24 protein-coding genes are annotated in these 24,266 nt (G+C 66.7%); 8 read left to right on the plus strand and 16 right to left on the minus strand.

The features are described from left to right. Positions 1–16: 16 nt before the first annotated feature. The 4 genes from clpB to AC1RCS_RS06755 form a co-directional block, all read right to left on the minus strand. Positions 17–2,623 carry an ATP-dependent chaperone ClpB gene (clpB, locus tag AC1RCS_RS06740; RefSeq protein WP_218340143.1) on the minus strand — a complete coding sequence of 869 codons (2,607 nt, stop codon included), beginning with the start codon at positions 2,621–2,623 and terminating at the stop codon, positions 17–19. Between the two features lie 159 nt (positions 2,624–2,782). Then, complete coding sequence (locus AC1RCS_RS06745; protein WP_492244111.1) at positions 2,783–6,031, minus strand: IPTL-CTERM sorting domain-containing protein; 3,249 nt, start codon at positions 6,029–6,031, stop codon at positions 2,783–2,785. A gap of 183 nt (positions 6,032–6,214) precedes the next feature. Next, positions 6,215–6,691 carry a molybdenum cofactor biosynthesis protein MoaE gene (locus AC1RCS_RS06750; protein WP_218340141.1) on the minus strand — a complete coding sequence of 159 codons (477 nt, stop codon included), beginning with the start codon at positions 6,689–6,691 and terminating at the stop codon, positions 6,215–6,217. 57 nt (positions 6,692–6,748) lie between these two features. Further along, the gene (locus AC1RCS_RS06755) at positions 6,749–6,979 is read right to left on the minus strand and encodes a hypothetical protein (protein ID WP_218295540.1); all 231 of its coding nucleotides are present in this window, start codon (positions 6,977–6,979) and stop codon (positions 6,749–6,751) included. Positions 6,980–7,055: 76 nt separating this feature from the next. On the opposite strand from AC1RCS_RS06755, the gene AC1RCS_RS06760 reads away from it, so the two are divergent. From AC1RCS_RS06760 to dapA, 4 genes are all read left to right on the plus strand, one after another. Then, on the plus strand, positions 7,056–7,310 hold the full coding sequence (locus tag AC1RCS_RS06760) for a hypothetical protein (protein ID WP_218295541.1): 255 nt from the start codon (positions 7,056–7,058) through the stop codon (positions 7,308–7,310). Between the two features lie 29 nt (positions 7,311–7,339). Then, positions 7,340–8,251 (plus strand): hypothetical protein, encoded by a 912-nt coding sequence (locus AC1RCS_RS06765; RefSeq protein WP_369642973.1) that lies wholly within the window; start codon positions 7,340–7,342, stop codon positions 8,249–8,251. A 60-nt stretch (positions 8,252–8,311) separates the two neighbouring features. After that, the gene (locus AC1RCS_RS06770; protein WP_492244112.1) at positions 8,312–8,671 is read left to right on the plus strand and encodes a hypothetical protein; all 360 of its coding nucleotides are present in this window, start codon (positions 8,312–8,314) and stop codon (positions 8,669–8,671) included. Between the two features lie 279 nt (positions 8,672–8,950). Then, entirely contained in the window at positions 8,951–9,847 is an 897-nt protein-coding gene (dapA, locus tag AC1RCS_RS06775) for a 4-hydroxy-tetrahydrodipicolinate synthase (RefSeq protein WP_492244113.1), read from the plus strand. Here dapA and moaD read toward each other — a convergent pair. From moaD to AC1RCS_RS06810, 7 genes are all read right to left on the minus strand, one after another. Continuing rightward, the gene (gene moaD, locus AC1RCS_RS06780; protein ID WP_218295545.1) at positions 9,834–10,088 is read right to left on the minus strand and encodes a molybdopterin converting factor subunit 1; all 255 of its coding nucleotides are present in this window, start codon (positions 10,086–10,088) and stop codon (positions 9,834–9,836) included. The two genes, dapA and moaD, sit on opposite strands and share 14 nt — an antisense overlap. A gap of 79 nt (positions 10,089–10,167) precedes the next feature. Further along, positions 10,168–11,409, minus strand: a complete 1,242-nt coding sequence (locus tag AC1RCS_RS06785; protein WP_218340138.1) for a molybdopterin molybdotransferase MoeA — start codon at positions 11,407–11,409, stop codon at positions 10,168–10,170. Beyond that, positions 11,406–11,963, minus strand: coding sequence for a molybdopterin-guanine dinucleotide biosynthesis protein B (gene mobB, locus AC1RCS_RS06790; protein ID WP_218340137.1), 558 nt, complete (start codon positions 11,961–11,963; stop codon positions 11,406–11,408). Before mobB ends, AC1RCS_RS06785 begins: the two co-directional genes overlap by 4 nt. Before the next feature lie 148 nt (positions 11,964–12,111). Next, positions 12,112–13,551, minus strand: coding sequence for a threonine synthase (gene thrC / locus AC1RCS_RS06795; protein ID WP_492244114.1), 1,440 nt, complete (start codon positions 13,549–13,551; stop codon positions 12,112–12,114). Continuing rightward, complete coding sequence (locus AC1RCS_RS06800) at positions 13,551–14,885, minus strand: homoserine dehydrogenase (RefSeq protein WP_218340134.1); 1,335 nt, start codon at positions 14,883–14,885, stop codon at positions 13,551–13,553. The genes thrC and AC1RCS_RS06800 overlap by 1 nt, the downstream gene beginning before the upstream one ends. A 68-nt stretch (positions 14,886–14,953) precedes the next feature. Then, the gene (locus tag AC1RCS_RS06805; protein ID WP_492244115.1) at positions 14,954–15,976 is read right to left on the minus strand and encodes a DUF1176 domain-containing protein; all 1,023 of its coding nucleotides are present in this window, start codon (positions 15,974–15,976) and stop codon (positions 14,954–14,956) included. 31 nt (positions 15,977–16,007) lie between these two features. After that, the gene (locus AC1RCS_RS06810; RefSeq protein ID WP_492244116.1) at positions 16,008–17,249 is read right to left on the minus strand and encodes a pyridoxal phosphate-dependent aminotransferase; all 1,242 of its coding nucleotides are present in this window, start codon (positions 17,247–17,249) and stop codon (positions 16,008–16,010) included. A gap of 150 nt (positions 17,250–17,399) precedes the next feature. Here AC1RCS_RS06810 and AC1RCS_RS06815 point away from each other — a divergent pair, with 150 nt between their 5' ends. From AC1RCS_RS06815 to AC1RCS_RS06830, 4 genes are all read left to right on the plus strand, one after another. Beyond that, a complete protein-coding gene (locus AC1RCS_RS06815; protein ID WP_492244117.1) occupies positions 17,400–17,771 on the plus strand; it encodes an Mth938-like domain-containing protein in 372 nt (123 codons plus the stop codon). Positions 17,772–18,007: 236 nt separating this feature from the next. After that, positions 18,008–18,493, plus strand: a complete 486-nt coding sequence (locus tag AC1RCS_RS06820; RefSeq protein ID WP_184858228.1) for a peroxiredoxin — start codon at positions 18,008–18,010, stop codon at positions 18,491–18,493. 190 nt (positions 18,494–18,683) lie between these two features. Continuing rightward, a complete protein-coding gene (locus AC1RCS_RS06825) occupies positions 18,684–20,441 on the plus strand; it encodes a PhoH family protein (protein WP_218340131.1) in 1,758 nt (585 codons plus the stop codon). A gap of 1 nt (position 20,442) precedes the next feature. Beyond that, a complete protein-coding gene (locus AC1RCS_RS06830; RefSeq protein WP_492244118.1) occupies positions 20,443–20,829 on the plus strand; it encodes a hypothetical protein in 387 nt (128 codons plus the stop codon). Positions 20,830–20,956: 127 nt separating this feature from the next. Here the strand turns inward: AC1RCS_RS06830 and dnaB are convergent, their stop codons facing one another. From dnaB to rpsF, 5 genes are all read right to left on the minus strand, one after another. Beyond that, complete coding sequence (gene dnaB, locus AC1RCS_RS06835; protein WP_218295554.1) at positions 20,957–22,369, minus strand: replicative DNA helicase; 1,413 nt, start codon at positions 22,367–22,369, stop codon at positions 20,957–20,959. Positions 22,370–22,618: 249 nt separating this feature from the next. Then, positions 22,619–23,071: a 50S ribosomal protein L9 gene (rplI, locus tag AC1RCS_RS06840; protein WP_218295555.1), complete on the minus strand. Its 453-nt coding sequence runs from the start codon at positions 23,069–23,071 to the stop codon at positions 22,619–22,621. A gap of 12 nt (positions 23,072–23,083) precedes the next feature. Beyond that, positions 23,084–23,365: a 30S ribosomal protein S18 gene (gene rpsR / locus AC1RCS_RS06845; protein ID WP_005795932.1), complete on the minus strand. Its 282-nt coding sequence runs from the start codon at positions 23,363–23,365 to the stop codon at positions 23,084–23,086. Between the two features lie 17 nt (positions 23,366–23,382). Then, positions 23,383–23,673, minus strand: a complete 291-nt coding sequence (priB, locus tag AC1RCS_RS06850; RefSeq protein WP_492244119.1) for a primosomal replication protein N — start codon at positions 23,671–23,673, stop codon at positions 23,383–23,385. A gap of 15 nt (positions 23,674–23,688) precedes the next feature. After that, positions 23,689–24,078, minus strand: a complete 390-nt coding sequence (rpsF, locus tag AC1RCS_RS06855; protein WP_094285575.1) for a 30S ribosomal protein S6 — start codon at positions 24,076–24,078, stop codon at positions 23,689–23,691. Positions 24,079–24,266: the final 188 nt, after the last annotated feature.

Genomic DNA, 24,266 nt, shown 5'->3' on the forward strand with positions numbered 1-24,266 from the left:
CCTTTCCCGGCCCACATCACTCCTGCGGGGCCACGCCGAACTGGAACACACCCGGCTCCAGCACGGGGTTCACGGTGACCGGAATCACGCTCTTGGGCGGGAAACGCCCTTCCAGCAACAACTTGGACAGCGGGTTCTCGATGCGCTGCTGGATCGCCCGCTTGAGCGGCCGCGCGCCGAACACCGGGTCGAACCCCACCTTGGCCAATTCTGCCAAGGCCGCATCCGACACCTGCAATTCCAAATCCATCTTGGCCAGCCGGGATTGCAGCAGCTGCAGCTGGATCCTGGCGATCGAGGCGATGTGCTGCGCGTCCAGCGCGTGGAACACCACGGTCTCGTCGATGCGGTTGAGGAACTCGGGCCGGAAGTGGTTCTTGAGCTCGCCCCACACCGCTTCCTTGATGTCCTCGGAGTCCTGTCCGACCATGGCCTGGATCAGGTGCGAGCCGATGTTGCTCGTCATCACGATCACCGTGTTCTTGAAGTCCACGGTACGTCCCTGGCCGTCGGTCAGGCGGCCGTCGTCCAGCACCTGCAGCAGCACGTTGAACACATCCGGGTGGGCCTTCTCCACCTCGTCGAGCAGCAGCACGCTGTAGGGCTTGCGGCGCACGGCCTCCGTGAGGTAGCCACCCTCCTCGTAGCCCACGTAGCCGGGCGGCGCGCCGATCAGGCGGGCCACCGAGTGCTTTTCCATGAACTCGCTCATGTCGATGCGCACCAGGTGGTCCTCGCTGTCGAACAGAAAGCCCGCCAGCGCCTTGCACAGCTCGGTCTTGCCCACGCCCGTGGGGCCCAGGAACAGGAACGAGCCCGTGGGGCGGTTGGGGTCACTCAGGCCCGAGCGCGAACGGCGGATGGCGTTGGCCACGGCGGCGATCGCCTCCTCCTGGCCCACCACGCGTTCATGCAGCTTGGCCTCCATCAGCAGGAGCTTGTCCTTTTCGCCCTGCATCATCTTGGCCACCGGAATGCCCGTGGCGCGGCTCACCACCTCGGCAATTTCTTCGGCACCCACCTGTGTGCGCAGCAGGCGGCGGGTGGCGGGGGCGCCGTCCTTGCCATCCTCCTGCGCCTGCGCTTCCTTCAGCTGCTTTTCCAGGTCGGGCAGCTTGCCGTACTGCAGCTCGGCCACCTTGTTGAAGTCGCCCTTGCGGGTGAATTCCTCGATCTGGAACTTGAGCTTGTCGATGGCCTCGCGCACGTGCGCGCTGCCCTGCGCCTGGGCTTTTTCGGACTGCCAGATCTCGTCGTAGTCGGCGATTTCCTTTTGCAGCTTGGCGATCTCTTCCTCGATGAGCGCAAAGCGCTTTTGCGAGGACTCATCCTTCTCGCGGCGCACCGCTTCGCGCTCGATCTGCAGCTGGATCAGGCGGCGGTCGAGCTTGTCCATCACCTCGGGCTTGGAGTCCATCTCGATCTTGATCTTGGACGCGGCCTCGTCGATGAGGTCAATCGCCTTGTCGGGCAGGAAGCGGTCGGTGATGTAGCGGTTGGACAGCTCGGCCGCGGCCACGATGGCCGGGTCGGTGATGTCCACGCCGTGGTGCACCTCGTACTTTTCCTGCAGGCCGCGCAGGATGGCGATGGTCGCCTCCACGGTGGGTTCGCCCACGAGGATCTTCTGGAAGCGCCGCTCCAGCGCGGCGTCCTTCTCGATGTACTTGCGGTACTCGTCGAGCGTGGTCGCGCCCACGCAGTGCAGCTCGCCGCGCGCAAGCGCTGGCTTGAGCATGTTGCCCGCATCCATCGCGCCCTCGGCCTTGCCCGCGCCCACCATGGTGTGCAGCTCGTCGATGAAGACTATTGTTTGCCCCTCGTCCTTGGCCAATTCGTTCAGCACGGTCTTCAGGCGCTCCTCGAACTCGCCGCGGAACTTGGCGCCCGCGAGCAGCGCCGCCATGTCCAGCGACAGCACGCGCTTGTTCTTGAGCGACTCGGGTACCTCGCCGGCCACGATGCGCTGGGCCAGGCCTTCGACGATGGCCGTCTTGCCCACGCCGGGCTCGCCGATGAGCACCGGGTTGTTCTTGGTGCGGCGCTGCAGCACCTGGATGGCGCGGCGGATCTCGTCGTCGCGGCCGATCACGGGGTCGAGCTTGCCGATGCGCGCGCGCTCGGTCAGGTCGATGCAGTACTTGGCCAGGGCGCCGCGCTGGCCCTCGGCCTCGGCACTGTCCATCTTCTGGCCGCCGCGCACGGCATCGATGGCGGCTTCCAGGCTCTTGCGCGTCAGGCCGTTGTCCTTGGCGATCTTGGCGGCCTCGCCCTTGCTGTCGATCACGGCCAGCAGGAACAGCTCGCTGGCGATGAACTGGTCGCCGCGCTTGATGGCCTCCTTCTCGGTGGCCTGCAGCACGCGGCCGAGCTCCGGGCCGCCCTGCACCTGCTCGTTGCCCTGCACCTGGGGCAGGCGCTTGACGGCGGCCTCGGCCGCAGCCAGCAGGCCGGGCACATTGGCGCCCGCACGCTGCAGCAGCGCCTTGGGGCCGTCGTCCTGCTTGAGCATGGCCACGAGCATGTGCACGGGCTCGATGTAGGCGTGGTCATTGCCCAGGGCGATGCTCTGGGCATCGCTCAGGGCTTCCTGGAACTTGGTGGTGAATTTGTCGAGACGCATGGTGGATGTCCTCCGAATTGCAGAGCACTTGAGGCGGGGTGTGCCTGATTTCAAGACACTGCCCCCGCCCACCGATTGACCTGCGTCAGCGAATCATCCAGCCGATGGCTTCCCCATTAGCTACCATTTTTATAGCTGCCAGCGCTTTACCATCAAGCGCTAGCGGCTGATTTCTCTCGAAACTCCGGACCAGGTACCGGCCCAGTGGGCCCGCAGGGCCGTGCGCCGGCCGCCCCGCAAGGCCAGCAACCCCAGAAGGGCAGCCAGCCCACCCAGGCCCCCGGCCGACAGCGTGGGGATCGCCACCGGGCCAGGCGCCAGCAGCACGGGGACGACAGGGTCGTTGATGGTGCCATCCTGCGCGCCAAAGCTGTCGTCCCCCCAGCCACCGTCCGTCACATCGTAGGTCACGGTGTTGCCGCTGATCTGCAGGTTCACGGGGTCGTAGTATCGGCTGGAGGAAGGGCTGTCGGGTGTGGGCCCGTACTTCTTCACGGTGAAGCCCGTGAGGTCTGGAAAGGTCACCGCCACACGCACCGTCTCACCCGGCTGGCAATGGATGAGCCGCAGGCGGAACGCCCCGTGCGGCAAGGTGGCGCCGGGGTACGGCGCCGGCGCCGCCACCGGGCCGGTGCCCGCCAGGTCCAGCTGGCAGCCCGTGCTGCCATCCACCACGCCCACGTTGACGGGCCCCGATCCGGTGTTCGTGGGTGTGGGCAGGGTTTCAAAACGCGCCTGCACGGTGCAGGCGGCCGTCACCGCTGCCGTGGTGTAGGTGCTACCGGCCAGGCTGCCGCCACAGCCCGCCACGGACGCGATGCGGTAACCCGCGCCGGGCGTGACGGTGAAGGCCTGCGTCTGTCCCTGCGCCACGTCGACCGTGCCGGCCGGGCCGATGCTGCCACCCGAGCCCGCCAGGGCCGTGACCGCGTGCCGGACCGTCTGGTCGCGGACCACGGTGATGGTGTACGTCCGGCGGGCCACGCCGTTCTGCGCGAGCACCTCCACCTGGATCACATTGGTACCCGGCACCAGGGCCAGGGGCGGCGTCGCGGAGCCGCTGGCCACGGGCGTGCCGTTCACGGTGATGGAGGCCCCGGCATCGGCGGCGACGGGCGTCAGGGAAAGCGCGGTCACCGCATGCGGCACGCCAGCCGCATACGCCACTACCTGCGGCTGGAACGCGGGGCTGAGGACACCCTGCGACAGCGCCAGGGAGGCCAATGCGGCATCGGCCGACGGGGAGGCATTCATCAGCACCGTGATGCCCGCGATACCGTTGGCAATGGCGACGTCCGGCCTGCCGTCGCCATTGAAATCGGCCACCGCCATCTGCTCGGCCGTGCCTCCGGCGAACCGCGCGACAGGCAGGCCCAGAGCGCCCACCCCGGCCTGCCCGCGCAGGATGGCGATCCCACCCGACGCGTCGGCGCCCACCACGTCGGGCAGCCCGTCGCCATCGAAATCCGCGGCCGCGAGCGCCTTGGCCGCGAGCCCTGCGCCGTACTGTCCCACCACGCCCATCGCCTGCCCGGGCGCCGCGGCCAGAGACGCGATCTGCGTGCCGGCGGCCGTGAACACCCCCGCCCGCCCCGCGACGCCCCACCCCGCGACCGCGCCGAGCGGGCCGGCCGAGACTGGCAGGTAGACCGGCTCCAGCGGCTGCGAAGCGGCGGACAGCGAAGTGCCCACGGTGCCCGCCGAGGTCGCGGCCACCAGGTCGGTGCGCCCATCCTGGTTGACATCGACCGGCGCGAAGCCCCGCACGCCCTGCCACACCGTCATGTCCAGCATGTCGACGGCGCCTTGGGGCGTGACGCCCACCCATCGGATGGCTTCGAGCGAGCTGGTCGTCTCCAGCGCCCACACGGCAGCATGGGCAGGGTAGCCCGGCCCGCGAAATGTCCCGGTGACGATCGACCTGGGCGACAGCCCGGTAAAGAAACCCTGGCCCGCCAGGGAGAAGTCGCCCGCCCCCCGGCCCAGATAGACCATGACGCTCCGGTCGGTTTCGCTGACCACCGCCAGGTCCGCGTGGCCATCCCCGTCGAGGTCGCCAGCGGCCAGCGCGCGCACCTGCGCCCCGGTATCGAGCCGCGTGGACAACACGAAGCCGCCCTGGCCATCGCCCCGCAGGATCCAGACACTGGATTCATCCGCGTAGGCGACGGCCAGGTCGATCCGCCCGTCCTCGTTGAAGTCGGCCACCGCCACCGCGCGCGCGTCCCGCTCGGGGATGCCGTAGCTGCGTGCGGCGGCAAAGCGGCCCGCGCCGTCTCCCAGCAACCGGACCATTCGCCCGCCCCACCCGTTGGCCACGGCAATGTCCGGGTGGCCGTCGCCGTTGAAATCGGCCACCGCCAGGGTGCTTTCGTCATCACCCACCGAGTACTCCTGGCCCCCTGCGTTGAAGCCGAACCCGCCACCGGCGAGGCCGGGCCACACCACAATGGTGCCGCTGGAGCGCGCGAGCACCAGGTCCGCCCGTCCATCGCCCGTGGCATCCACGATGGCAGCGCTCGAGAACCATCCGGGGGAGCCCACCCCGCGGCGTGAAAAGTTTCCCGTGCCGTCCCCGGTCAGGAGGATCGGGCTGGCCGAGGTGTTCTGCACCAGCGCCAGGATGTCCAGGTGGCCGTCTCCGTTGGCATCGCCGACGGCCACGAAAGGCACGTACTCATCGCCCGTCAGGCGCTGGGCCGCCGCGAAGCCGCCCGCGCCGTCTCCCCGCAGCCAGAAGACGCCATCGCCCGAGCCCACCACGATGTCGGCATGCCCGTCTTCATTCCAGTCGCCCGAGACGATGCGTGTCGTCGACACACCCATGCCGATCTCCGTGCGGGGACGCCCATCCAGCCGGCCTGTCCCGTCGCCCCACAGCACCGAAACCCCCTTGGCCGCGCCCGAGAAGACCGCAACGGCCACGTCCAGCCGCCCGTCGCCATCGAAGTCCGCCACCGCCAGGCCATAAGGATTGGGGCCGGCGCCGAAGGCGGTTGCTGCAGACAGCCCGCCATGGCCGTCGCCCAGGCGGACCGTGACGGTGCCTTCGTTGAAGCTGGCCACCGCGATGTCCAGATGCCCATCCCCATTGAAGTCGGCCGCCACCAGGCCGTAAGGGGCCGCGCCCACGCCGAACGAACCCGCGGCCGAAAAGCCCGCAGCGCCGCCGGTATTGAGCAGGATCCTGACGGTGTTGTCTTGCCGGTCCACCACGGCAAGGTCCGGCTGGCCGTCTTCATTGAAGTCGCCGCGCGCCGTCTCGCCGAGCAGCCCCCCCAGGGAAAGGCTGCTGGCGGCGACAAAGGCCACGTCGGCCCGGGCCGGACCCGAAAGCGCCAGCATGAGCCCCACGGCCGCCAGGCACCATCGGCACGCGCGTGAAAATGCCCGCGCTTGAAGTTCCATGACACATTCCTCCCTGTCAGCCCTCGCCGGGCAGAAGAAAGGTGCCAGCGGGACAGCAGGCGATTCTCAAAAGGGGACCAGCGCCGCACAAGTCCAAAGATTGCATCGATCTGCGAAACCGCCGGCCTGGCGCGCGGCTGCAGCGCCGGCAGCAGGGGCATTCCGGCCGGCCGGCGGGTGCGTTCAGGCGTTGGTGGCCACGATGCCCCAGCGCGCCAGCGCAGCGTCGTCGCTCACCCGCGCGTCCACCCAGCGCGCGCCCTGGGCGGTTTCTTCCTTCTTCCAGAACGGGGCCTGGGTCTTGAGGTAGTCCATGAGGAACTCGCAGGCCTGAAAGCTCTGGCCCCGGTGGGCGCTGGTCACGGCCACCAGCACGATCTGGTCCAGCGGTTGCAGCAGCCCCACGCGGTGGATCACGCGGGCGCCAAAGATGTCGAAACGCCGGAACGCCTCGTCCACCATGGCCTCGATGGATTTTTCGGTCATGCCGGGGTAGTGTTCCAGCTCCATGGAGGACACCTGGTCGCCTTCGTTGCGGTCGCGCACCGTGCCCACAAAGCTGCACACCGCGCCCACGCCCTTGTTCTCGCGGCGCAGGGCGGCGATTTCGGTGGACAGGTCAAAGTCCTCGGTCTGGATGGAAACGCGGGGCAAGGTCATGGCAGAAGCTCTCTACAGTGCGAATGGCGGCAAGGCGGAATGGCGCGGCGTGGCCGCTTACGGCGAACGGTGCAGCCGTGGCGCGGCCAGCAAGGCACGCTCTTCTTCCACCACCTTGTTCAGCTGCGCCAGCGCGGGCGAAGGGGGCAGTTGGGCCAGCAGGGTCTGCAGCCGGGTGACGTCGCCGACGGTAGGTGCCACCTTGATCTGCGCGATGGCGGCGGGCAGGTTGCCGCCGCGGACCAGCGCCAGCACCTTGGAGGGCCATTCACTTTTGTTGCGTGCCATAGATTGGTAAAAAGGTTTGTCTGTACGATTCGCCCGCACTGTACCCGTACTGCAGCCACCCTCGCACCTTAAGCCCATGGCCACACAAACGATCGAGACCGATCTCTACAAGCTCTACCCGTCCCCGCGCAACACGGTCCGCGATGTGTTCAAGCACCAGGTCTTCGTGCCCCACCCCTACGCCATCATCGACCTGGAGGTGATGGAGCTGGCAGGCAAAACCACCCTGTTTGGGGCCTGCCGCCTGTCGGACATGAAAATGGGCCAGGTGGTGACCTTCGAGCTGGCCGCAGACCAGGCCAAGTTCGAGCGCCTGTTCACGCCGGACTGAAACAGCAACCCTGCACCGCAACACGCGCCATGGACCTGCAAGAATCCTTCGAAGCGCTCGACTCCCAGGCTCCGGACACCTACACCCAGGCCGTGGAGGCCTACTGCGACGGCATCCTGCGCCTGCACTGGAACGAACGGCTCATCAACAAGATCTTCGGCCGGGCGCTGCAGTCGCACGCGGCGGGCCGGCTGGTGGTGCAGCACTACCAATGGCAGCTGCGGGGCGCGCCACGCCCCACGCTGACGCTCCTGCAGCAACGCATGCCGGGGGGCGCCCGCACGCTGGCCACGTTCTTCGCCGTGCTGCGGCTGGCGGGCATGGTGGCGGTGGACACCGATCCCGCCGACCGCCGGCTCCGCTACCTCGCGCCCACCCCCCGGCTGCTGGACGGCCTGCGCACCTGGGTGCGGCACCACCTGCACTGCGCCGAGGCCCTGGGCGCCCTGCCCGCGGGCCATGCGCAGCGGCTGGACAGCGACGCGGACTACTTTGCCGCCTTTCTGGCCGGGGCCGACCACATCCTGGATCGCCTGGCCGAAACCCGGGGCCGCTTCGGCGGCTGGGACTGGTTTGACCAGCGCGAAGGCGGCGGGCGCATTGCCATGCTGCTGCTGCGCGAACACTGCCGGGTGCACCGCCCCGGCGATCAAGGGCCCACGCCGTTTGCCCTGCGCGCCAGCGAGCTTGCGCAGCGCCTGGGCTTTTCGCACTCGCATGTGCGCAACCTGGTCAACGAGGCAACGGCGCAGGGCCACCTCACCCAGGATGCCCCCCGGGGCCTGGTCGCGCTCACGCCCCGCTTTGAGGCTGAACTGCGAATCTGGCTGCAACACCTGCTGGGCTGGTTTGCCGAGACAGCGGCCATGGCGCACAACCACCTGCAAACCTGCTCGCAAGCCCCCGCGCACCACCAAGCCGCGGATATGCAAAGCCCCTGACTGAACCGCTCTGGCGGGCATTTTTTCCGCCGCCTGATCGCTCCCACCACCTACCCAGCCATGTACGACGACAACCAGATCCACGTGCCGCCCTCCTTCATGGCGGTGTACACCGACACCCGAGGACGCCTGACGGAAAAGGCAGACGGCGTGCGCGCCCGCTACGAGCTGTGCGAAGACCTGGCGGGCCACCTGGTGGAACACGCACAGACGCTGTACCACGTGCAGGCGCCTTCCGAGGCCGAGATCCTGCGGCGCATCCATGCGGGGCTGTGCACCCTTGAATCCGGCGTGTCGGTGCCCGAGGCCACATGGATCGTCACGCGCCTGGCCGAACTGCTGGCGTGGCCATGCCCCGGGCTGGTGCCGCCCCCGCCTGAACCTGCACACGATGCGGCCCAGCCACCGCAGGCAGGCTGACCACTCCTGGGACACGGCAGGCGCTTCGCTATACTGCGGCGCATGTCCACACACATCCCCTTTGCCATGACCGCCGCACCTGCGGTGGCGTTGCGGTGCGTGGGCAAAGCCAAAAAACCAGAGCTCATCTGACCGGAGCTGTGGTTCCGTCCGGATGAGCGACGGAACCACCTGGTAGAGAAATTCCCTTTTTTCTTTTCTCTTTTCACTCCCCGGCATTCCGCACGCACTCCCTCCGGACGGTTCTTCCCCTGGTCGAACCCTGAAAGGATGCTTCGCATGTCTGCCACCGATACCGCCACCTCCCACCAGCCCCCGTTCAGCGGGCTCTGGATCGCCCTGGTCACGCCGTTCAAGGACGGCGCCGTGGACCATCCGGCCCTTGCCGCCCTCACCGCCCGGCTGTGTGCCGACGGTGTTTCGGGCTTCGTTGCCTGCGGCTCGACCGGTGAGGCTGCGGCCCTCGACAAGGCCGAGCAGCTCCAGGTGCTGGAAACAGTGCTCAGCGCCGCACAGGGCTTGCCCGTGGTGATGGGCGTGTCGGGCTACCACCAGGGCCAGGTGCTGGAGCAGGTGCAGGCCCTTGCACACTACCCGGTTGCGGGCCTGCTGGTGTCCGCCCCCCACTACATCCGTCCCTCGCAAGAAGGCCTGCTGCACTGGTTCCGCACGCTGGCCGACGCCAGCGCGGCGCCCGTGCTGATTTATGACATTCCTTACCGCACGGGCGCCACGCTCACCACCGAGACGCTGCTGGCGCTGGCGGGGCATCCGCGCATCCAGGCCATCAAGGACTGCGGCGGCAACCCCGCCAAGACGCAGGCCCTGATCGCCGATGGCCGGCTGCAGGTGCTGACGGGCGAAGACGCGCAGATCTTCCATACGCTGGCCCTCGGCGGCGCGGGTGCCATCTCTGCCTGCGCGCACTGGCAGACACCGCGTTTCGTGGAGTTGATGGCCCTGCTGCGCCTGGGCGATCTGCCCGCGGCCCGCGACTTGTGGCAGGCCCTGCAACCCTGGGTGGAAGCGTGTTTTGCAGAGCCCAACCCTGCCCCGCTCAAGGCCATGCTGGCGCACGCAGGGGAGATCTGCAATGGCCTGCGGGCACCCATGACGGCGGCCTCCAAGGCATTGGAGCAGCGCCTGCGGGCGCTGCCTGGCGTCAGCCGCCCGTAACCGGAGGGAAAAATGCCACCTCGGCCCCCTCGGCCAGGGTGGCGGATTCGTCGCTCAAGGTCTGGTTGAGCGCCATGCGCACCGCCCTGCCGCGCGCCAGGCTGCTGGCGTGGGCGCCGCCGCGTGCGATGAGTTCGTCGCGCAAGGCACCCAGCGTGGTGGCGGAGGTCTCCAGTGCCTCGCTGCCCTGCCCGATGGCCTCGCGGATCGAGGCGAAGTAGCGCACGGTGATCTTTTTCATCGCCGGGCCGCCCCAAGATGAAAAGCGGCCCCCTCGGGGGGCAGCGACCACACACAGTGGGGAGCGTGGGGCTGGTTTCTCATGACAACAACTCCGCAAAGGAGATAAATCGCACCGTATCGCCAGATGCAATGGTCTGGCCCGCCGGGTTGTCCACCACGCCGTCGCCCCAGGCGGCGGAGGTGAGCACGCCCGAGCTCTGGTTGTTGAACAGCTCCAGCCCCCCCGCCGCGTTGTGCCGCACGCGCAGAAATTCGCGGCGTTTGTCGGCCTTGGGCCAGGTGAAATCAGCGCGAGCAGCCAGGGATTGAGGAGCGACGTCGTGCACACCCTGCAGGCGCAGCACAAACGGCCGCACGAGGAGCGCAAAGGTCAGGAAGCTCGACACGGGATTGCCCGGCAAGCCCATGAAATGGGCCGCACCAATGCGGCCATAGGCGAAGGGTTTGCCGGGCTTCATGGCGATCTGCCACAGGTCCAGCGTGCCCAGCGTCTCCACGGCGGGCTTGATGTGGTCTTCCTCGCCCACGCTCACGCCGCCGCTGGTCAGGATCAGGTCGTGTGCGGCACTCGCCTCGCGCAGGGCGTCGATGGTGGCGTCGCGCCGATCCGGCACGATGCCAAAGTCGGTCACCTCGCAGCCCAGGCGCAGCAGCATGGCGCGCAGGAAGAAGCGGTTGCTGTTGTAGATGGCTCCCGGCCGCATCTGCTCGGGCGGTACCTGGCCGGGCATGACGAGTTCATCGCCCGTGGAGAACAGCGCCACGCGGGGGCGGCGGGCCACCTGCAGCTGGTGCAGCCCGATGCTGGCGGCCAGCCCCAGTTCGGCCGGGGTGAGGCGTGTGCCGGCCGGCAGCACCACGGCACCCCGGGTGATGTCCTCGCCCGCACTGCGGATCCATTGGCCCCGCCGGGGCACGGCGTTGATGCGCACCTGGCCCAGGCCGTCCTCCATGGCCAGGGCTTCGCAGTCTTCCTGCATCAGGATCGCATCGGCCCCGGCAGGCACGGGCGCGCCCGTGAAGATGCGGGCGGCGCTGCCCGGCACCAGCGGATCGCCCGCGCTGCCCGCCGCAATGCGCTGCGACACGGGCAGCACCACCCCCACGGCCGCCACATCGGCGCAGCGCACCGCGTAGCCGTCCATGGAGCTGTTGTCCTGCGGGGGCACCTGCAGGGCCGAGACGCAGTCCTGCGCCAGCACGCGGCCGTCCGCATCGAAGGTGGTGACCGTCTCGGTGCCCTGCAGGGGCGCGGCCTGCGGCAGCAGGTCCTCCAACGCTGCGTCGAGGGGCTTCAAGGGGTTGTTCGGGCGGTTCATGCGAGACCGGCTCCATAGAGTTCGCAGTCGTAGTCGAAGCGGTGCTGGTTCTCGATCAGCCAGTCCACCACCTGCCCCGGCGCATTGAGGTCCAGCAAGGGCAGCTGCGTGGACACGGGCAGGCCCCGCGGTGCATCGGTGGCGATGGCGACCACGAAGTCGTCCTCGGGGTAGCGCACGGGCTTGGCCACCTGCCCGGGCTCGGGTGCACGCCACACCTCCACCTTGAGCAGGTCGCTGTCCTTGAAGCCCTCCACCAGCACCCAGTCCACGCCCGGGTACAGCTCCGCGATCAGGTGGTGCACGCTGAGCGTGGCGGGCCGCTCGAACTCGCGCACGAGCATGAGCCGCTTGTCGGAGGCCGCCACCACCTCGAAGGCGCCTGCCTCGCGGTGGCGGTAGGTGTCCTTGCCCGGATGGTCGAGGTCAAAACTGTGGTGGGCATGCTTGACCACCGACACGCGCAGCCCCCGCAGCCGCAGCTCGGGAATCAACTGCTCGACCAGCGTGGTCTTGCCACTGCCGGAAAAACCGGCGAAACCGACAACCTTCATCCACTGCTCCTTGGTTAGCTATTGTATTTATAGCTGCTAACGCTTATCAGACACGCGCCAGGGGCATTTTTCATATCAAATCAAGCCATCCAGAGCCGTCCACCGCCTGCGCAGCGGCATAACGTCTCTGGATTGTCTGGCCACCTGCCTACAGGGCTGGCGCGCAGTGGCGCTCGATGTATTGCTTCACCAACTGCACGTTGGCAGGCATGACGTGCACCCGCTTGGGCAGGTCTTCGATGCCCGCGAACTTGGCGGGCCGCTCGGGCGCATGGCCCAGGGCTTCGACGATGGTCTCGGCGAACTTGATGGGCAGCGCGGTCTCCAGCACGATCATGGGCACCGTGGCGTCCTGGTGGTGTTCGCGCGCCACCTTCACGCCATCGGCCGTGTGGGTGTCGATGGTGACGCCATGGCGCTCATAGTTGTCCTTGATGGTGGCCAGGCGGTCGGCATGGGTGCTCTTGCCGCTTTCAAAGCCGTACTTGGTGGCGGCCTCGGCAAACAGCGGGTCGGCGCTCAAATCGAACCGGCCATATGCGGGCAGTGCTTTGGCAAACAACGCGTTCGTACGCTGGCCGTTGCGGCCCAGCAGGTCGAAGATGAACCGCTCGAAGTTGCTGGCCTTGCTGATGTCCATCGAGGGGCTCGATGTTTCGTGTGTATCGGCCGCAGCGCGCACGCGATACGCACCAGTGCGGAAAAACTCGTCGAGCACGTCGTTCTCGTTGGTGGCCACCACCAGCTTGTCGATCGGCAGGCCCATCATGCGCGCCACATGGCCGGCGCAGACGTTGCCGAAGTTGCCCGAAGGCACCGTGAAGCTGACCTTCTGGCTGTTGTTCTCCGTGGCCTGGATGTAACCCGCGAAGTAGTACACCACCTGCGCCAGCAGGCGCGCCCAGTTGATGGAGTTGACGGTGCCAATCTTGTACTTGCGCTTGAAGGCCAGGTCGTTCGAGACGGCCTTGACGATGTCCTGGCAGTCGTCGAATACGCCTTCGATGGCGATGTTGTGGATGTTCTTGTCCTGCAGGCTGAACATCTGCGCCTGCTGGAAGGCGCTCATGCGGCCGTGAGGGCTGGTCATGAAGACGCGCACGCCCTTCTTGCCGCGCATGGCGTACTCGGCCGCGCTTCCGGTGTCGCCACTCGTGGCACCCAGGATGTTGAGCTCTTCGCCACGGCGGTTCAGTTCGTACTCGAACAGATTGCCCAGGAGCTGCATGGCCATGTCCTTGAAGGCCAGCGTGGGGCCGTTGGACAGGGCTTCGAGCCACAGGCCGTCCTCGAGGTGGCGCAGGGGCACGATCTCGCCCGTGCCGAAGACTTCGGCGGTGTACGTCTTGGCGCAGATGGCTTTCAGATCGGCGGCAGGGATGTCGTCGATGTACAGCGACAGGATCTGGAAGGCCAGCTCGGCGTAGCCCTGCTCGTGGTAGGCCTTGCGCAGGCGCGTGAGCATGGCGTCGTTGACCTGCGGGTAGTGCTCGGGCAGGTACAGGCCGCCATCGGGGGCCAGGCCTTCGAGCAGGATGTCGCAGAAATGCTTGCGGTCGGCATGGCCGCGGGTGGAGATGTACAGCATCAGTTCAGTTCCTCTTTGCGGATGCGCGTGATGGGCGCCAGCACCGTGGGCAGGGCCTGCATCTGGGCGATGACGGCGTCCATGGTGCCTTCGCGGGTGTCGTGCGTGAGGATGATGAGGTCGGTCTGGGTGGAGCCTTCGCCGCCCACTTCATCGGCCTCGCGCTGCAGCACCGCGTCGATGCTCACGCCCGCCTCGGCCAGCAGGCCCGTGACCTTGGCGAGCACGCCGGCCTGGTCGGCCACGCGCAGGCGCAGGTAGTAGCTGGTGACCACTTCGCTCATGGGCAGCACCGGCGACGCGCCCATGGCGTCGGTCAGCGTGTGCGGCTGGAAGGCCAGGTGCGGCACGCGGTGCTCAGGGTCGGCCGTGTGCAGGCGGGCGATGTCCACCAGGTCGGCGATCACGGCGCTGGCGGTGGGCTCGCTGCCCGCGCCCTTGCCGTAGTACAGCGTGGTGCCCACGGCATCCCCCTGCACCACCACGGCGTTCATGGCGCCCTCCACGTTGGCGATGAGGCGCTTGGAAGGCACCAGGCTCGGGTGCACGCGCAGTTCGATGCCCTTGTCGGCGCGCTTGGTGATGCCCAGGAGCTTGATGCGGTAGCCCAGTTGCTCGGCGTACCTGATGTCGGCGGCACCGAGCTTGGTGATGCCTTCGACATAAGCCTTGTCGAACTGCACCGGGATGCCGAAGGCGATGGCGCTCATCAGCGTGACCTTGTGCGCGGCATCCACGCCTTCGATGTCGAAGGTGGGGTCGGCCTCGGCGTAGCCCAGGCGCTGGGCTTCCTTGAGCACCACGTCGAAGTCCAGGCCCTTGCTGCGCATCTCGGACAGGATGAAGTTGGTGGTGCCGTTGATGATGCCGGCGATCCACTGGATACGATTGGCGGTGAGGCCTTCGCGCAGCGCCTTGATGATGGGGATGCCCCCGGCCACGGCGGCCTCGAAGGCCACCATCACGCCCTTGGCCGATGCGGCCGCGAAGATCTCGGTGCCGTGCACGGCCAGCAACGCCTTGTTGGCGGTGACCACGTGCTTGCCGGCCGCGATGGCCTCCAGCACCAGTGCGCGGGCGATGCCGTAGCCGCCGATGAGTTCGATGACGATGTCGATGTCGGGGTTGGCGATGACGGCGCGGGCATCGTTGACGACCTGGATGCCGGCGCCCACGACCGATCTGGCACGCTCCACGTCCAGATCGGCCACCATGGTGATCTCGATGCCACGGCCAGCGCGGCGGCTGATCTCGTCCTGGTTGCGTTGCAACACGTTGAATACGCCGCTGCCGACGGTGCCGATGCCCAGAAGGCCTACTTGGATGGGTTTCATAGCCATGGTGGTGGAGTAACTAAGGATTTTTTAAAGGAACCAGGAAGCGATGGGGTGCAGCACCAGGATCACCGCGTGACATAGGTGGGCAATTGCCATGCGCCACCGGCAAAGCCACGGCACATGCTGTCTCCGGATTCGCTGGCCAGCACAAAGCCCTGGCCATCGAACTGCCACTGGCGCACCCACCAGCAGTCGCCGATGCCGCGCCCTTTCATCGCCGAATGCACGCTGCCCGTGGCGGGGTCGAAGTCCCCGTCCACATCGGCCAGGAACACTGGCTTGTGGGGAGGCCGGTCGCTGGCGATCCAGAGCAGGCTGCTGAAGTTGTAGGCTCCCATGCCGCAGGGCACGGACAGCAGCACCTTGCGCTCCGTCAGGCGGTGCACCTGCGCATTGGCCGGGTTGAACGGGTCGCCATTGCACTGGTCTTCCACGCTGGCACGGTCCAGCGCCGCGAGCAGGGGCTTGGCCAGGGCGGCATCCCCCGGGCGCGTGGGCAGCGGGCTCACGGCCTTGACCACCGGGGCCGGCACGGGTGGCAGCACGGAAGACTCGGGCCGCGTGCCACGGCGCACCAGCGCGCCCGGGGTGCCCACGCGGCCCTGGGCCTCGTCCATCTTGAGCAGCACGGCACTGGCCCCGGCGAGCGAAAGCGCCCACTGGTCCTTGCCAGCGCTCACGGTGGCCTCTTCATTCTTGAGCAGTTCCTGCAGCAGGCGGGGCACCTGGTCCGCGGGCACCTGCGGGGCGTCGCCTTTCAGCCCGGCCAGCGACAGCCTTCCCACCTTGAGGTGCAACGCGGCGGGGCTGGCTTTTTCCGTGGACACCTGCAGATCGACCCGCACCGGCGTGCCGGGCCCGGCTTCGCGCACCAGGAGGATGGAGACGGGCCCGGAGTCGCCGGACTCGGACTGGTAGCCCACGGCCCGGCAGGCGAGGGTGTTGTCGCATTGCAGGGCCCAGTCCTTGTGCTGGAAGCTGACGGCGCCCTTGCCATCCGCCTGCGCAGGCGGCAGGAATGCGGCGGCGAGCGCCAGCGCATACGCCAGGAACACCCCGGCGCGGCAGGCAGCTGAGCGGATGCGCATGGAGCAGGCCTTCACGCGGCGGCGCGCCGCCTCATGCGGCCACCGCAGCCGCCTGCGCGCGCTTGCGGTATTGCTCCAGGAAGCGCGCCACGCGGCCGATGGCGTCGCGCAGGTCGTCTTCGTGGGGCAGGAACACGATGCGGAAATGGTCCGGCGCGGCCCAGTTGAAGCCCGTGCCCTGCACCAGCATGACCTTGGTCTCCTGCAGAAGCTCCAGGAAGAACTGCTGGTCGTCCGCGATGGGATAGACCGCAGGGTCCAGGCGAGGAAACATGTACAGCGCCGCACGCGGCTTCACGCAGGTGACGCCGGGGATGGCGGTGATGAGCTCATACGCCAGATCACGCTGCTTGCGCAGGCGCCCGCCTTCGTTCACCAGCTCGTTGATGCTCTGGTAGCCGCCCAGCGCCGTCTGCACCGCCCACTGGCCCGGCACGTTGGCGCACAGGCGCATGTTCGAGAGCATGTTCAGGCCCTCGATGTAGTCCCTGGCGGGCTTCTTGTCGCCCGACACCACCAGCCAGCCGGCGCGGTAGCCGCAGGAGCGGTAGCTCTTGGACAGCGAATTGAAGGTGAGCGTGAGCACGTCCTCGCTCAGCGAGCCAATGGCCGTGTGCCTGGCGCCGTCGTACAGCACCTTGTCGTACACCTCGTCGGCAAAGATCACCAGGCCATGCTCGCGCGCGATGGCCACGATGCCCTTGAGCAGATCGTCCGAATACAGCGCGCCCGTGGGATTGTTCGGGTTGATGACCACGATGCCCTTGGTGCGGGGCGTGATCCTCGCGCGGATGTCATCGAGGTCCGGCATCCAGCCATTGGCCTCGTCGCACAGGTAGTGCACGGGCGTACCGCCCGACAGGCTGGCGGCCGCCGTCCACAGCGGGTAGTCGGGTGACGGCAGCAGCAGTTCGTCGCCGTTGTCCAGCAGCGCATTGGTGGCCATCACGATGAGTTCGCTGGCGCCGTTGCCCAGGTAGATGTCATCGAGCATCACGCCCTTGATGCCCTGCTTTTGCGTCTCGTGCATCACCGCCTTGCGCGCCGCGAAGATGCCCTTGCTGTCCGAGTAACCCGCCGAATTGGGCAGGTTGCGAATCATGTCCAGCTGGATTTCCTCGGGCGCATCGAAGCCGAACACGGCCAGGTTGCCGATATTGAGCTTGATGATCTTGTGGCCGTCTTCCTCCATCTGCTTGGCCGCGTCCATGATGGGCCCCCGGATGTCGTAGCAGACGTTGGCGAGCTTGGCGGATTTTTGGACGGTTTTCATGCGCTGACGGTGGTGCAGTGGGGTCAGGTGGCGGCCAGAGCGGCTGGCACCTTGGCGAAACCTATAATTTGACCACAGATCACCACCGCTGCCGGGCCGTGCGCCCTTGCGCACCCGCTGCGCCAGCGCCTGCAACCCGCACCAACGCCCATGAAATTCCAGCCCGACCGCTCGAACGCACAGACCATCAGCGGCTACGGCCCCGGCTGGATCGGCATCGACGCGGAAAAGATCACCCACAGCGTCATCGTGGGGTCTGGCGGATTGCGCCAGGCGTGGCCATGTGCCCGCTTCGAAGACCTGACGCCGGAACACTTCGCGCAGCTGGCGCAACTGGAGACGGAACTCATCATCTTCGGCAGCGGCACGCGCAACCGCTTTCCGCCGCCGGCCTGGCTCGCCCCCCTCATTGCGCGGAGGCTGGGCCTGGAGACCATGGACACGCCCGCGGCCTGCCGCACCTACAACATCCTGGCCAGCGAAGGCCGCAACGTGGTGGTCGCGCTGATCCTGGAAGACTGAAACGCCGCCAGAGGGCAGGCCGCCCGCCGGCGGAGACCCGGCTCCCCAGCCCCGCAGCGCCCCGGCAGCCCCTCCCTCCATACCCGCAGACGCCGACGCGGACACACTGTCTTACATTTGGCTGGCAATCGATTTCGGGGTAAAATCACCGGTTGCGGTCGGGGGCACTTCCAAGAGCAATAACACACCCGCTCCCCCGGCTTACCAACGACTACATCCTGAGAGATTGAAGTGATATGGCGATCGTTGTCAACAAACCCCTCCCTGAATTTGAAGCCAACGCAACCGGTGGTATCAAGGTTTCCAATACCTCCCACCTTGGCCAGATTCTGGTTCTCTACTTCTATCCCAAGGACAACACGCCTGGCTGCACGACGGAGGCCATGCAGTTCCGCGACAAGTACAAGGACTTCGTGAAGGCAGGCGCCGCGGTGTTCGGCGTTTCGCGCGACAACATGAAGTCGCACGACGATTTCAAGGAAAAGCTGGAACTGCCCTTCGAACTGATCGCCGACACCGAAGAGAAGATGTGCCACATGTTCGGCGTGGTCAAGAACAAGATCATGTACGGCAAGAAGGTCAAGGGCATCGAGCGCAGCACCTTCCTGATCGGCCCCGATGGCCTGCTGGTGCAAGAGTGGCGCGGCCTGAAAGTGCCGGGCCACGTGGACGAAGTCCTGAAGGCCGTCAAATCCATCAAGGCCCTGAAAAAAGCCGCCTGATCCGCACCTTGGGGCTTCAAAGCGACAACCCGCTGGTTTTGCCCAGGCAAGACATCGCGAGTAGGCATAATGGATTTATGCCCCTGGTTACCGCAACGCCTGCCCCCTGCCACCCCAAAGCCGCCTTGGTCTCCAGGCGGCTTTTTGCTTTCTGACCGTCTTTCCCATTACCGACCGAGGCCCCGCCACCATGCCCCTGCCCCCCGCCCCCAGCCGGCGCGCCGCACTCCTCGCGCCAGAAGCCTTTGAAGTCGCAGCCCGCCCCCGGGTGTCGCAAGCCTCCGCCAATGAACCCGTTGTGGCGCCACCAGCACGTGCGGCCACACCCGCTGCCCGCTCGGGGCGCAAGGCGGACAGCGTGGCTTCGGCCACGGCCGCACCGAGCACGGCACCCCTTGTCCAGGTGGAGACCCGCTCCCGCGCGCCGGAGCCCGCAGCCGTGCCCGCCTCCCGCCCGACCAGCACCCGCAAGGCACGCACCACCGGCGGCAACTCCGTGGCGGCCGGCGCTGCTGCCGCACCCGCCAGCACGCGCGGCAGAAAGTCCGCGCCGCAAGGTCCCACCAAGCTCTTCGTGCTGGACACCAACGTCCTGCTGCACGACCCGACCAGCCTGTTCCGCTTCGAGGAACACGACATCTTCCTGCCGATGATCGTGCTGGAAGAACTCGACGGCCACAAGAAGGGCATGACCGAAGTGGCCCGCAATGGCCGCCAGGCCAGCCGCACGCTGGATGCGCTGGCAGCCGCACAAGGCGCCGACATCGCGCGCGGCCTGAAACTTGACTCCACGGGGCAGCGCGCGGCCGGCGGCTGCCTGTATTTCCAGACCGCGCCCCTGGACTACAGCCTGCCCACCAGCCTGCCACCGGGCAAGGCCGACAACCAGATCCTGGGCGTGGTCGAGGCCCTGCGCAAGCTGCACGCCCCGCGTGAAGTGGTGCTGGTGTCCAAGGACATCAACATGCGCGTGAAGGCGCGCGCGCTGGGCCTGACGGCGGAGGACTACCAGAACGACAAGACGCTGGAGGACGGCGACCTGCTCTACGCCGGTGTGCTGGCCCTGCCCCCGGACTTCTGGGCCAAGAGCGGCAAGAACGTCGAAAGCTGGCAAAGCGGCGCGCACACCTACTACCGCATCGGCGGGCCCATCGTGCCGCAGCTGATGATCAACCAGTTCGTGTACTTCGAAGCGCCCGGCGAGCCCAGCCTGTTCGCCCGCGTGAGCGAGATCCGCGAGAAGACGGCGGTGCTGCAGACGCTCAAGGACTACGGCTCGGCCAAGCACGCGGTGTGGGGCGTGACCACGCGCAACCGCGAGCAGAACTACGCCATGAACCTGCTCATGGACCCCGAGATCGACTTCGTGACCCTGACGGGCACGGCGGGCACCGGCAAGACCCTGCTGGCCCTGGCCGCGGGCCTGACCCAGGTGCTGGACGACCGCCGCTACACCGAGATCATCATGACCCGCGCCACGGTGAGCGTGGGCGAGGACATCGGCTTCCTGCCCGGCACCGAGGAGGAAAAGATGGGCCCCTGGATGGGCGCGCTGGACGACAACCTGGAGTTCCTGGCCAAGGGCGACGGCGGCAATGCGGGCGAGTGGGGCCGCGCCGCCACCAACGAACTCATCCGCAGCCGCATCAAGATCAAGAGCATGAACTTCATGCGCGGGCGCACCTTCCTGAACAAGTACGTGATCATCGACGAGGCACAGAACCTGACGCCCAAGCAGATGAAGACGCTGATCACCCGGGCCGGCCCCGGCACCAAGATCATCTGCATGGGCAATCTGGCGCAGATCGACACGCCCTACCTCACCGAAGGCTCGTCAGGCCTGACCTACGCCGTGGACCGCTTCAAGGGCTGGCCACACAGCGGGCACATCACGCTGGCGCGCGGCGAGCGCTCGCGCCTGGCGGACTTCGCCAGCGAGGTGCTCTGAGTTGGCGGCGGGCTGGGTCGCGGCACTGAAACTGGTGCCCTGGGGCGACGTCATCGAGGCGACGCCCCAGATCCTGCAGGCGGCCAGGAAGCTGCTGGGCACCACGCAAAAAGGGAATGCCGATGCTGCGGCAGGTGCACTCGAGGGTGCCGGCGGCGAGCCCGCCATTCCGGTCGCGCTGCAGTTGCAGCATCTGCGGGACCGCGTCGCGCGGCTGGAGCAGGAGCAGCAGGAATCAGCGGTGCTGATCCAGTCCCTGGCCGAACAGAACGCCCAGGTGGTGCAGGCGGTGGAAGTGCTGCGCCAGCGCCACCGGCGGCTCACGGTGGCCATGGGTGTTCTGGCGGCCGGCTGCGCTGGCTTGCTGGTGTGGGCGCTGCGACAGTAAGGGCAACCACCACACAACGTCAGCAGCCACGCAGGCGTTGCACAGTCCCCTCACCCGGGCACTGAGAGAACGCTATCAATTCAATAGCTGCCAGCGCTTATACAACAAGCGCTGGCAGCTATTTTTATTAGAAATCGTCGCCCGAGCCCATCGCCAGGTTCTCGAAACGCGTCTGGTTCTTCTGGAAGAACAGTTTCACGGTGCCGGTGGGGCCGTTCCGCTGCTTGCCGATGATGACCTCCGCGACGTTGGGCTCCTTCGAGTCCTTGTTGTAGTAGTCGTCGCGGTAGATGAACATGATGATGTCGGCATCCTGCTCGATGGCGCCGGATTCGCGCAGGTCGGACATCATGGGGCGTTTGTCGGTGCGCTGCTCCACCGAGCGGTTGAGCTGCGACAGCGCGATCACCGGGCACTGCAGTTCCTTGGCCAGCATCTTGAGGCCCCGGGAGATTTCGCCCAGCTCGGTGGCACGGTTGTCGGAGCTGCCGGCCCCCGAGCCGCTCATGAGCTGCAGGTAATCCACCACGATCAGTCCGAGCTTGCCGCATTGGCGCGCGAGGCGCCGGGCGTTCGCGCGCAGCTCGCCAGGTGTCAGGCCCGGCGTCTCGTCGATGTGCAGCGACACGGTGCGCAGCTTTTCGATCGCCTCGGTCAGGCGGGGCCACTCGTCGTCGGTCAGCTTGCCCGTGCGCAGGTTGCCCTGGTTCACGCGGCCGATGGAACCCACGATACGCACCGCCAGCTGGGCGGCGCCCATTTCCATCGAGAAGATGGCGACCGGCAGGCCTTCGTTGAGCGCCACGTGCTCGGCGATGTTCACCGCGAACGAGGTCTTGCCCATGGACGGACGCGCCGCCAGCACCACCATGTCGCCCGCCTGCAGGCCCGAGGTCATGCGGTCCAGGTCGGCAAAGCCGGTGGGAACGCCGGTCACGTCCACCGGGTTGTCCGCCATCTCCTGCACCCGGTCGAGCAGGTCGATCACCAGGGTGTCGAGCGACTGGAAGCCCTGCTTGGTGCGGGAACCCTCCTCCCCGATCGCAAAGATCTTGGCCTCGGCCTCGTCCAGGATGCGCTCGACCGTCTTGCCCTGCGGGTTGAACGCATTGGTGGAGATTTCATCGCTGGCCGTGACCAGCTTGCGCAGGATGGCGCGCTCGCGCACGATCTCCGCATAGCGGCGGATGTTGCTGGCGCTGGGTACGTACTGGGCCAGGTTGTTCAGGTAGGCCAGCCCGCCCATTTCCTGCGCCTTGCCCTGGTTCTGCAGGTGCTCGAAGACGGTGATGACGTCGGCCGGCTTGCTGGCATTGATCAGCGCACCGATGGCCGAATACACCATCTGGTGCTCGTGCCGGTAGAAGTGGCTCTCCACCAGCAGGTCGCCCACGCGGTCCCAGGCGTTGTTGTCCAGCAGCAGGCCGCCGAGCACGCTGGATTCGGCCTCGATGGAGTGCGGCGGCACGCGCAGCTGCGCCACTTCACGGTCGGGCACGGGCGTGAAGCCATCATCAAGGGCAGGAAAGACGGCGGACATGGGCAACAGTTTCTTGAAAGCGGAAAGGGATGCGTCGACGGCCGGCTGGGCGCGTGGTCTGGCGGCAAACCGCAGCGCACGGCAAGCCTTGCATGCTAGCGTGTGCACGGCGCGCCGTCATGGCACAAGTCTGTGGATAACGGGTGGGCAGCCGGTGGGCAAGCCTGTATGGCGCAGTGGGGCCAAAAAAACAAAGGCCGCCCGAAGGCGGCCTTGCGACATTCCAGCTCCAGGGCCGGAAATGGCCGATCAGGCGGTCTCGCCGTAGACCGACACGGTCACTTCCACCACCACATCGGTGTGCAGAGCAACGTTCACGGTGCTTTCGCTCACGACCTTGATAGGGCCGTTGGGCAGGCGGATCTGCGACTTCGCGACCTTGTAGCCTTGCTTGTTCAGCTCTTCGGCGATGTCGTGGTTGGTCACGGAACCAAACAGACGGCCGTCCACGCCAGCCTTTTGCGTCAGCTTGACGGTGGTGCCAGCCAGCTTCTCGCCTTGGGCCTGGGCTTCTGCCAGCTTGGCGGCAGCTGCCTTTTCGAGTTCAGCGCGCTTGGCTTCGAATTCTGCCTTGGCAGCTTCGGTGGCACGGCGGGCGCGGCCAGCGGGGATCAGGAAGTTGCGGGCGTAGCCGTCCTTGACCTTGACGATTTCGCCGAGGTTGCCGAGGTTCACAACCTTGTCGAGCAGGATGATTTGCATGGGTTGTGCTCCTTAGATCTTGTGCTGGTCGCTGTAAGGCACCAGGGCCAGGAAGCGGGCGCGCTTGATGGCGGTGTTCAGCTGACGCTGGAAGATGGCGCGCGTGCCGGTCAGGCGCGCGGGGATGATCTTGCCGTTTTCGGCGATGAAATCGCGCAGCGTGTCGACATCCTTGTAGTCGATTTCTTCAACACCCGTCACCGTGAAGCGGCAAAAGCGCTTGCGCTTGAACAGCAGGGACTGGGTGTTGCGCTTTGGGCGCTTGTCTTTGTTGAACTTCTTGAACGTGGCCATTGCGGACCCCTTGCAAATTAATTTTGTTGAATATCCTGGATGTGGAGCACTGCGTTCTTGCCATTGCGCGGTGTGGCGAGGAATCCATTGAAAGTCCAGAGACTTCCGATGTTCTGCCTTGCCAGGCGCTCGGCCATCGCACCAAAGGCGACGGCTTTCATGGTGGCCTTGACCTCGCGGGGATGGCCTGCTTCGGTTTGCTGGGACTCGTGTTCGAGCCGCAGGGCGATGGCAGGCAATCCGGCAGGCGTGTAGCGCAAGGGTTCAGCCTCTGCGATACAGGCGGTCAAGACAACGCGGTTCTCCACTCCAACGAGGAAGGATCAGCGCTCGCCGCGCTCGCCGCCGGCCGCTGCGTATTCAGCTTGGCTGGCCTTGCGGGCTTCTTCGCGCTCGACGGTCTTCATCATGGAAGACGGACCGGTATCGGCCTTCTTCTTCTGAACCGTCAGGTGGCGCAGCACGGCGTCGTTGAACTTGAAGGCGTGCTCCAGTTCAGCCATCACGGCCTGGTCGGCTTCGATGTTCACGCACAGGTAGTGGGCCTTGGCCAGCTTGTTGATCAGGTACGCCAGTTGACGGCGGCCCCAGTCTTCCACGCGGTGCACCTTGCCACCGCCAGCGGTGATCATGCCCTTGTAGCGCTCCAGCATGGCTGGAACCTGTTCGCTTTGATCCGGATGGATCAACAAAATGATTTCGTAATGACGCATGCATACTCCTTTTGGGTAAGACCACCTGCTGCGTCGTGAGCAGTGTGGCAAGGCAAAGCCGGCAATTATAGCCCGCTCCTGGCCGCTTGTACACTCAGGAGCTTTCCAAGAGCGGCATCCCTCCCGAAAATGCGGCCTTGTCGCGCCCTGGCCCTTGCAAATCCGCCGGGCGGGACGACATGCTTTAC

The sequence above is a fragment of the Acidovorax sp. GW823-FHT01C06 genome, assembly GCF_058798375.1.

Excerpts from the sequence above, each read along its gene's own strand:
- clpB (WP_218340143.1), bottom strand. The coding sequence starts at position 2,623 with ATGCGTCTCGACAAATTCACCACCAAGTTCCAGGAAGCCCTGAGCGAT.
- AC1RCS_RS06745 (WP_492244111.1), bottom strand. The coding sequence starts at position 6,031 with ATGGAACTTCAAGCGCGGGCATTTTCACGCGCGTGCCGATGGTGCCTG.
- AC1RCS_RS06750 (WP_218340141.1), bottom strand. The coding sequence starts at position 6,691 with ATGACCTTGCCCCGCGTTTCCATCCAGACCGAGGACTTTGACCTGTCC.
- AC1RCS_RS06755 (WP_218295540.1), bottom strand. The coding sequence starts at position 6,979 with ATGGCACGCAACAAAAGTGAATGGCCCTCCAAGGTGCTGGCGCTGGTC.
- AC1RCS_RS06760 (WP_218295541.1), top strand. The coding sequence starts at position 7,056 with ATGGCCACACAAACGATCGAGACCGATCTCTACAAGCTCTACCCGTCC.
- AC1RCS_RS06765 (WP_369642973.1), top strand. The coding sequence starts at position 7,340 with ATGGACCTGCAAGAATCCTTCGAAGCGCTCGACTCCCAGGCTCCGGAC.
- AC1RCS_RS06770 (WP_492244112.1), top strand. The coding sequence starts at position 8,312 with ATGTACGACGACAACCAGATCCACGTGCCGCCCTCCTTCATGGCGGTG.
- dapA (WP_492244113.1), top strand. The coding sequence starts at position 8,951 with ATGTCTGCCACCGATACCGCCACCTCCCACCAGCCCCCGTTCAGCGGG.
- moaD (WP_218295545.1), bottom strand. The coding sequence starts at position 10,088 with ATGAAAAAGATCACCGTGCGCTACTTCGCCTCGATCCGCGAGGCCATC.
- AC1RCS_RS06785 (WP_218340138.1), bottom strand. The coding sequence starts at position 11,409 with ATGAACCGCCCGAACAACCCCTTGAAGCCCCTCGACGCAGCGTTGGAG.
- mobB (WP_218340137.1), bottom strand. The coding sequence starts at position 11,963 with ATGAAGGTTGTCGGTTTCGCCGGTTTTTCCGGCAGTGGCAAGACCACG.
- thrC (WP_492244114.1), bottom strand. The coding sequence starts at position 13,551 with ATGCTGTACATCTCCACCCGCGGCCATGCCGACCGCAAGCATTTCTGC.
- AC1RCS_RS06800 (WP_218340134.1), bottom strand. The coding sequence starts at position 14,885 with ATGAAACCCATCCAAGTAGGCCTTCTGGGCATCGGCACCGTCGGCAGC.
- AC1RCS_RS06805 (WP_492244115.1), bottom strand. The coding sequence starts at position 15,976 with ATGCGCATCCGCTCAGCTGCCTGCCGCGCCGGGGTGTTCCTGGCGTAT.
- AC1RCS_RS06810 (WP_492244116.1), bottom strand. The coding sequence starts at position 17,249 with ATGAAAACCGTCCAAAAATCCGCCAAGCTCGCCAACGTCTGCTACGAC.
- AC1RCS_RS06815 (WP_492244117.1), top strand. The coding sequence starts at position 17,400 with ATGAAATTCCAGCCCGACCGCTCGAACGCACAGACCATCAGCGGCTAC.
- AC1RCS_RS06820 (WP_184858228.1), top strand. The coding sequence starts at position 18,008 with ATGGCGATCGTTGTCAACAAACCCCTCCCTGAATTTGAAGCCAACGCA.
- AC1RCS_RS06825 (WP_218340131.1), top strand. The coding sequence starts at position 18,684 with ATGCCCCTGCCCCCCGCCCCCAGCCGGCGCGCCGCACTCCTCGCGCCA.
- dnaB (WP_218295554.1), bottom strand. The coding sequence starts at position 22,369 with ATGTCCGCCGTCTTTCCTGCCCTTGATGATGGCTTCACGCCCGTGCCC.
- rplI (WP_218295555.1), bottom strand. The coding sequence starts at position 23,071 with ATGCAAATCATCCTGCTCGACAAGGTTGTGAACCTCGGCAACCTCGGC.
- rpsR (WP_005795932.1), bottom strand. The coding sequence starts at position 23,365 with ATGGCCACGTTCAAGAAGTTCAACAAAGACAAGCGCCCAAAGCGCAAC.
- rpsF (WP_094285575.1), bottom strand. The coding sequence starts at position 24,078 with ATGCGTCATTACGAAATCATTTTGTTGATCCATCCGGATCAAAGCGAA.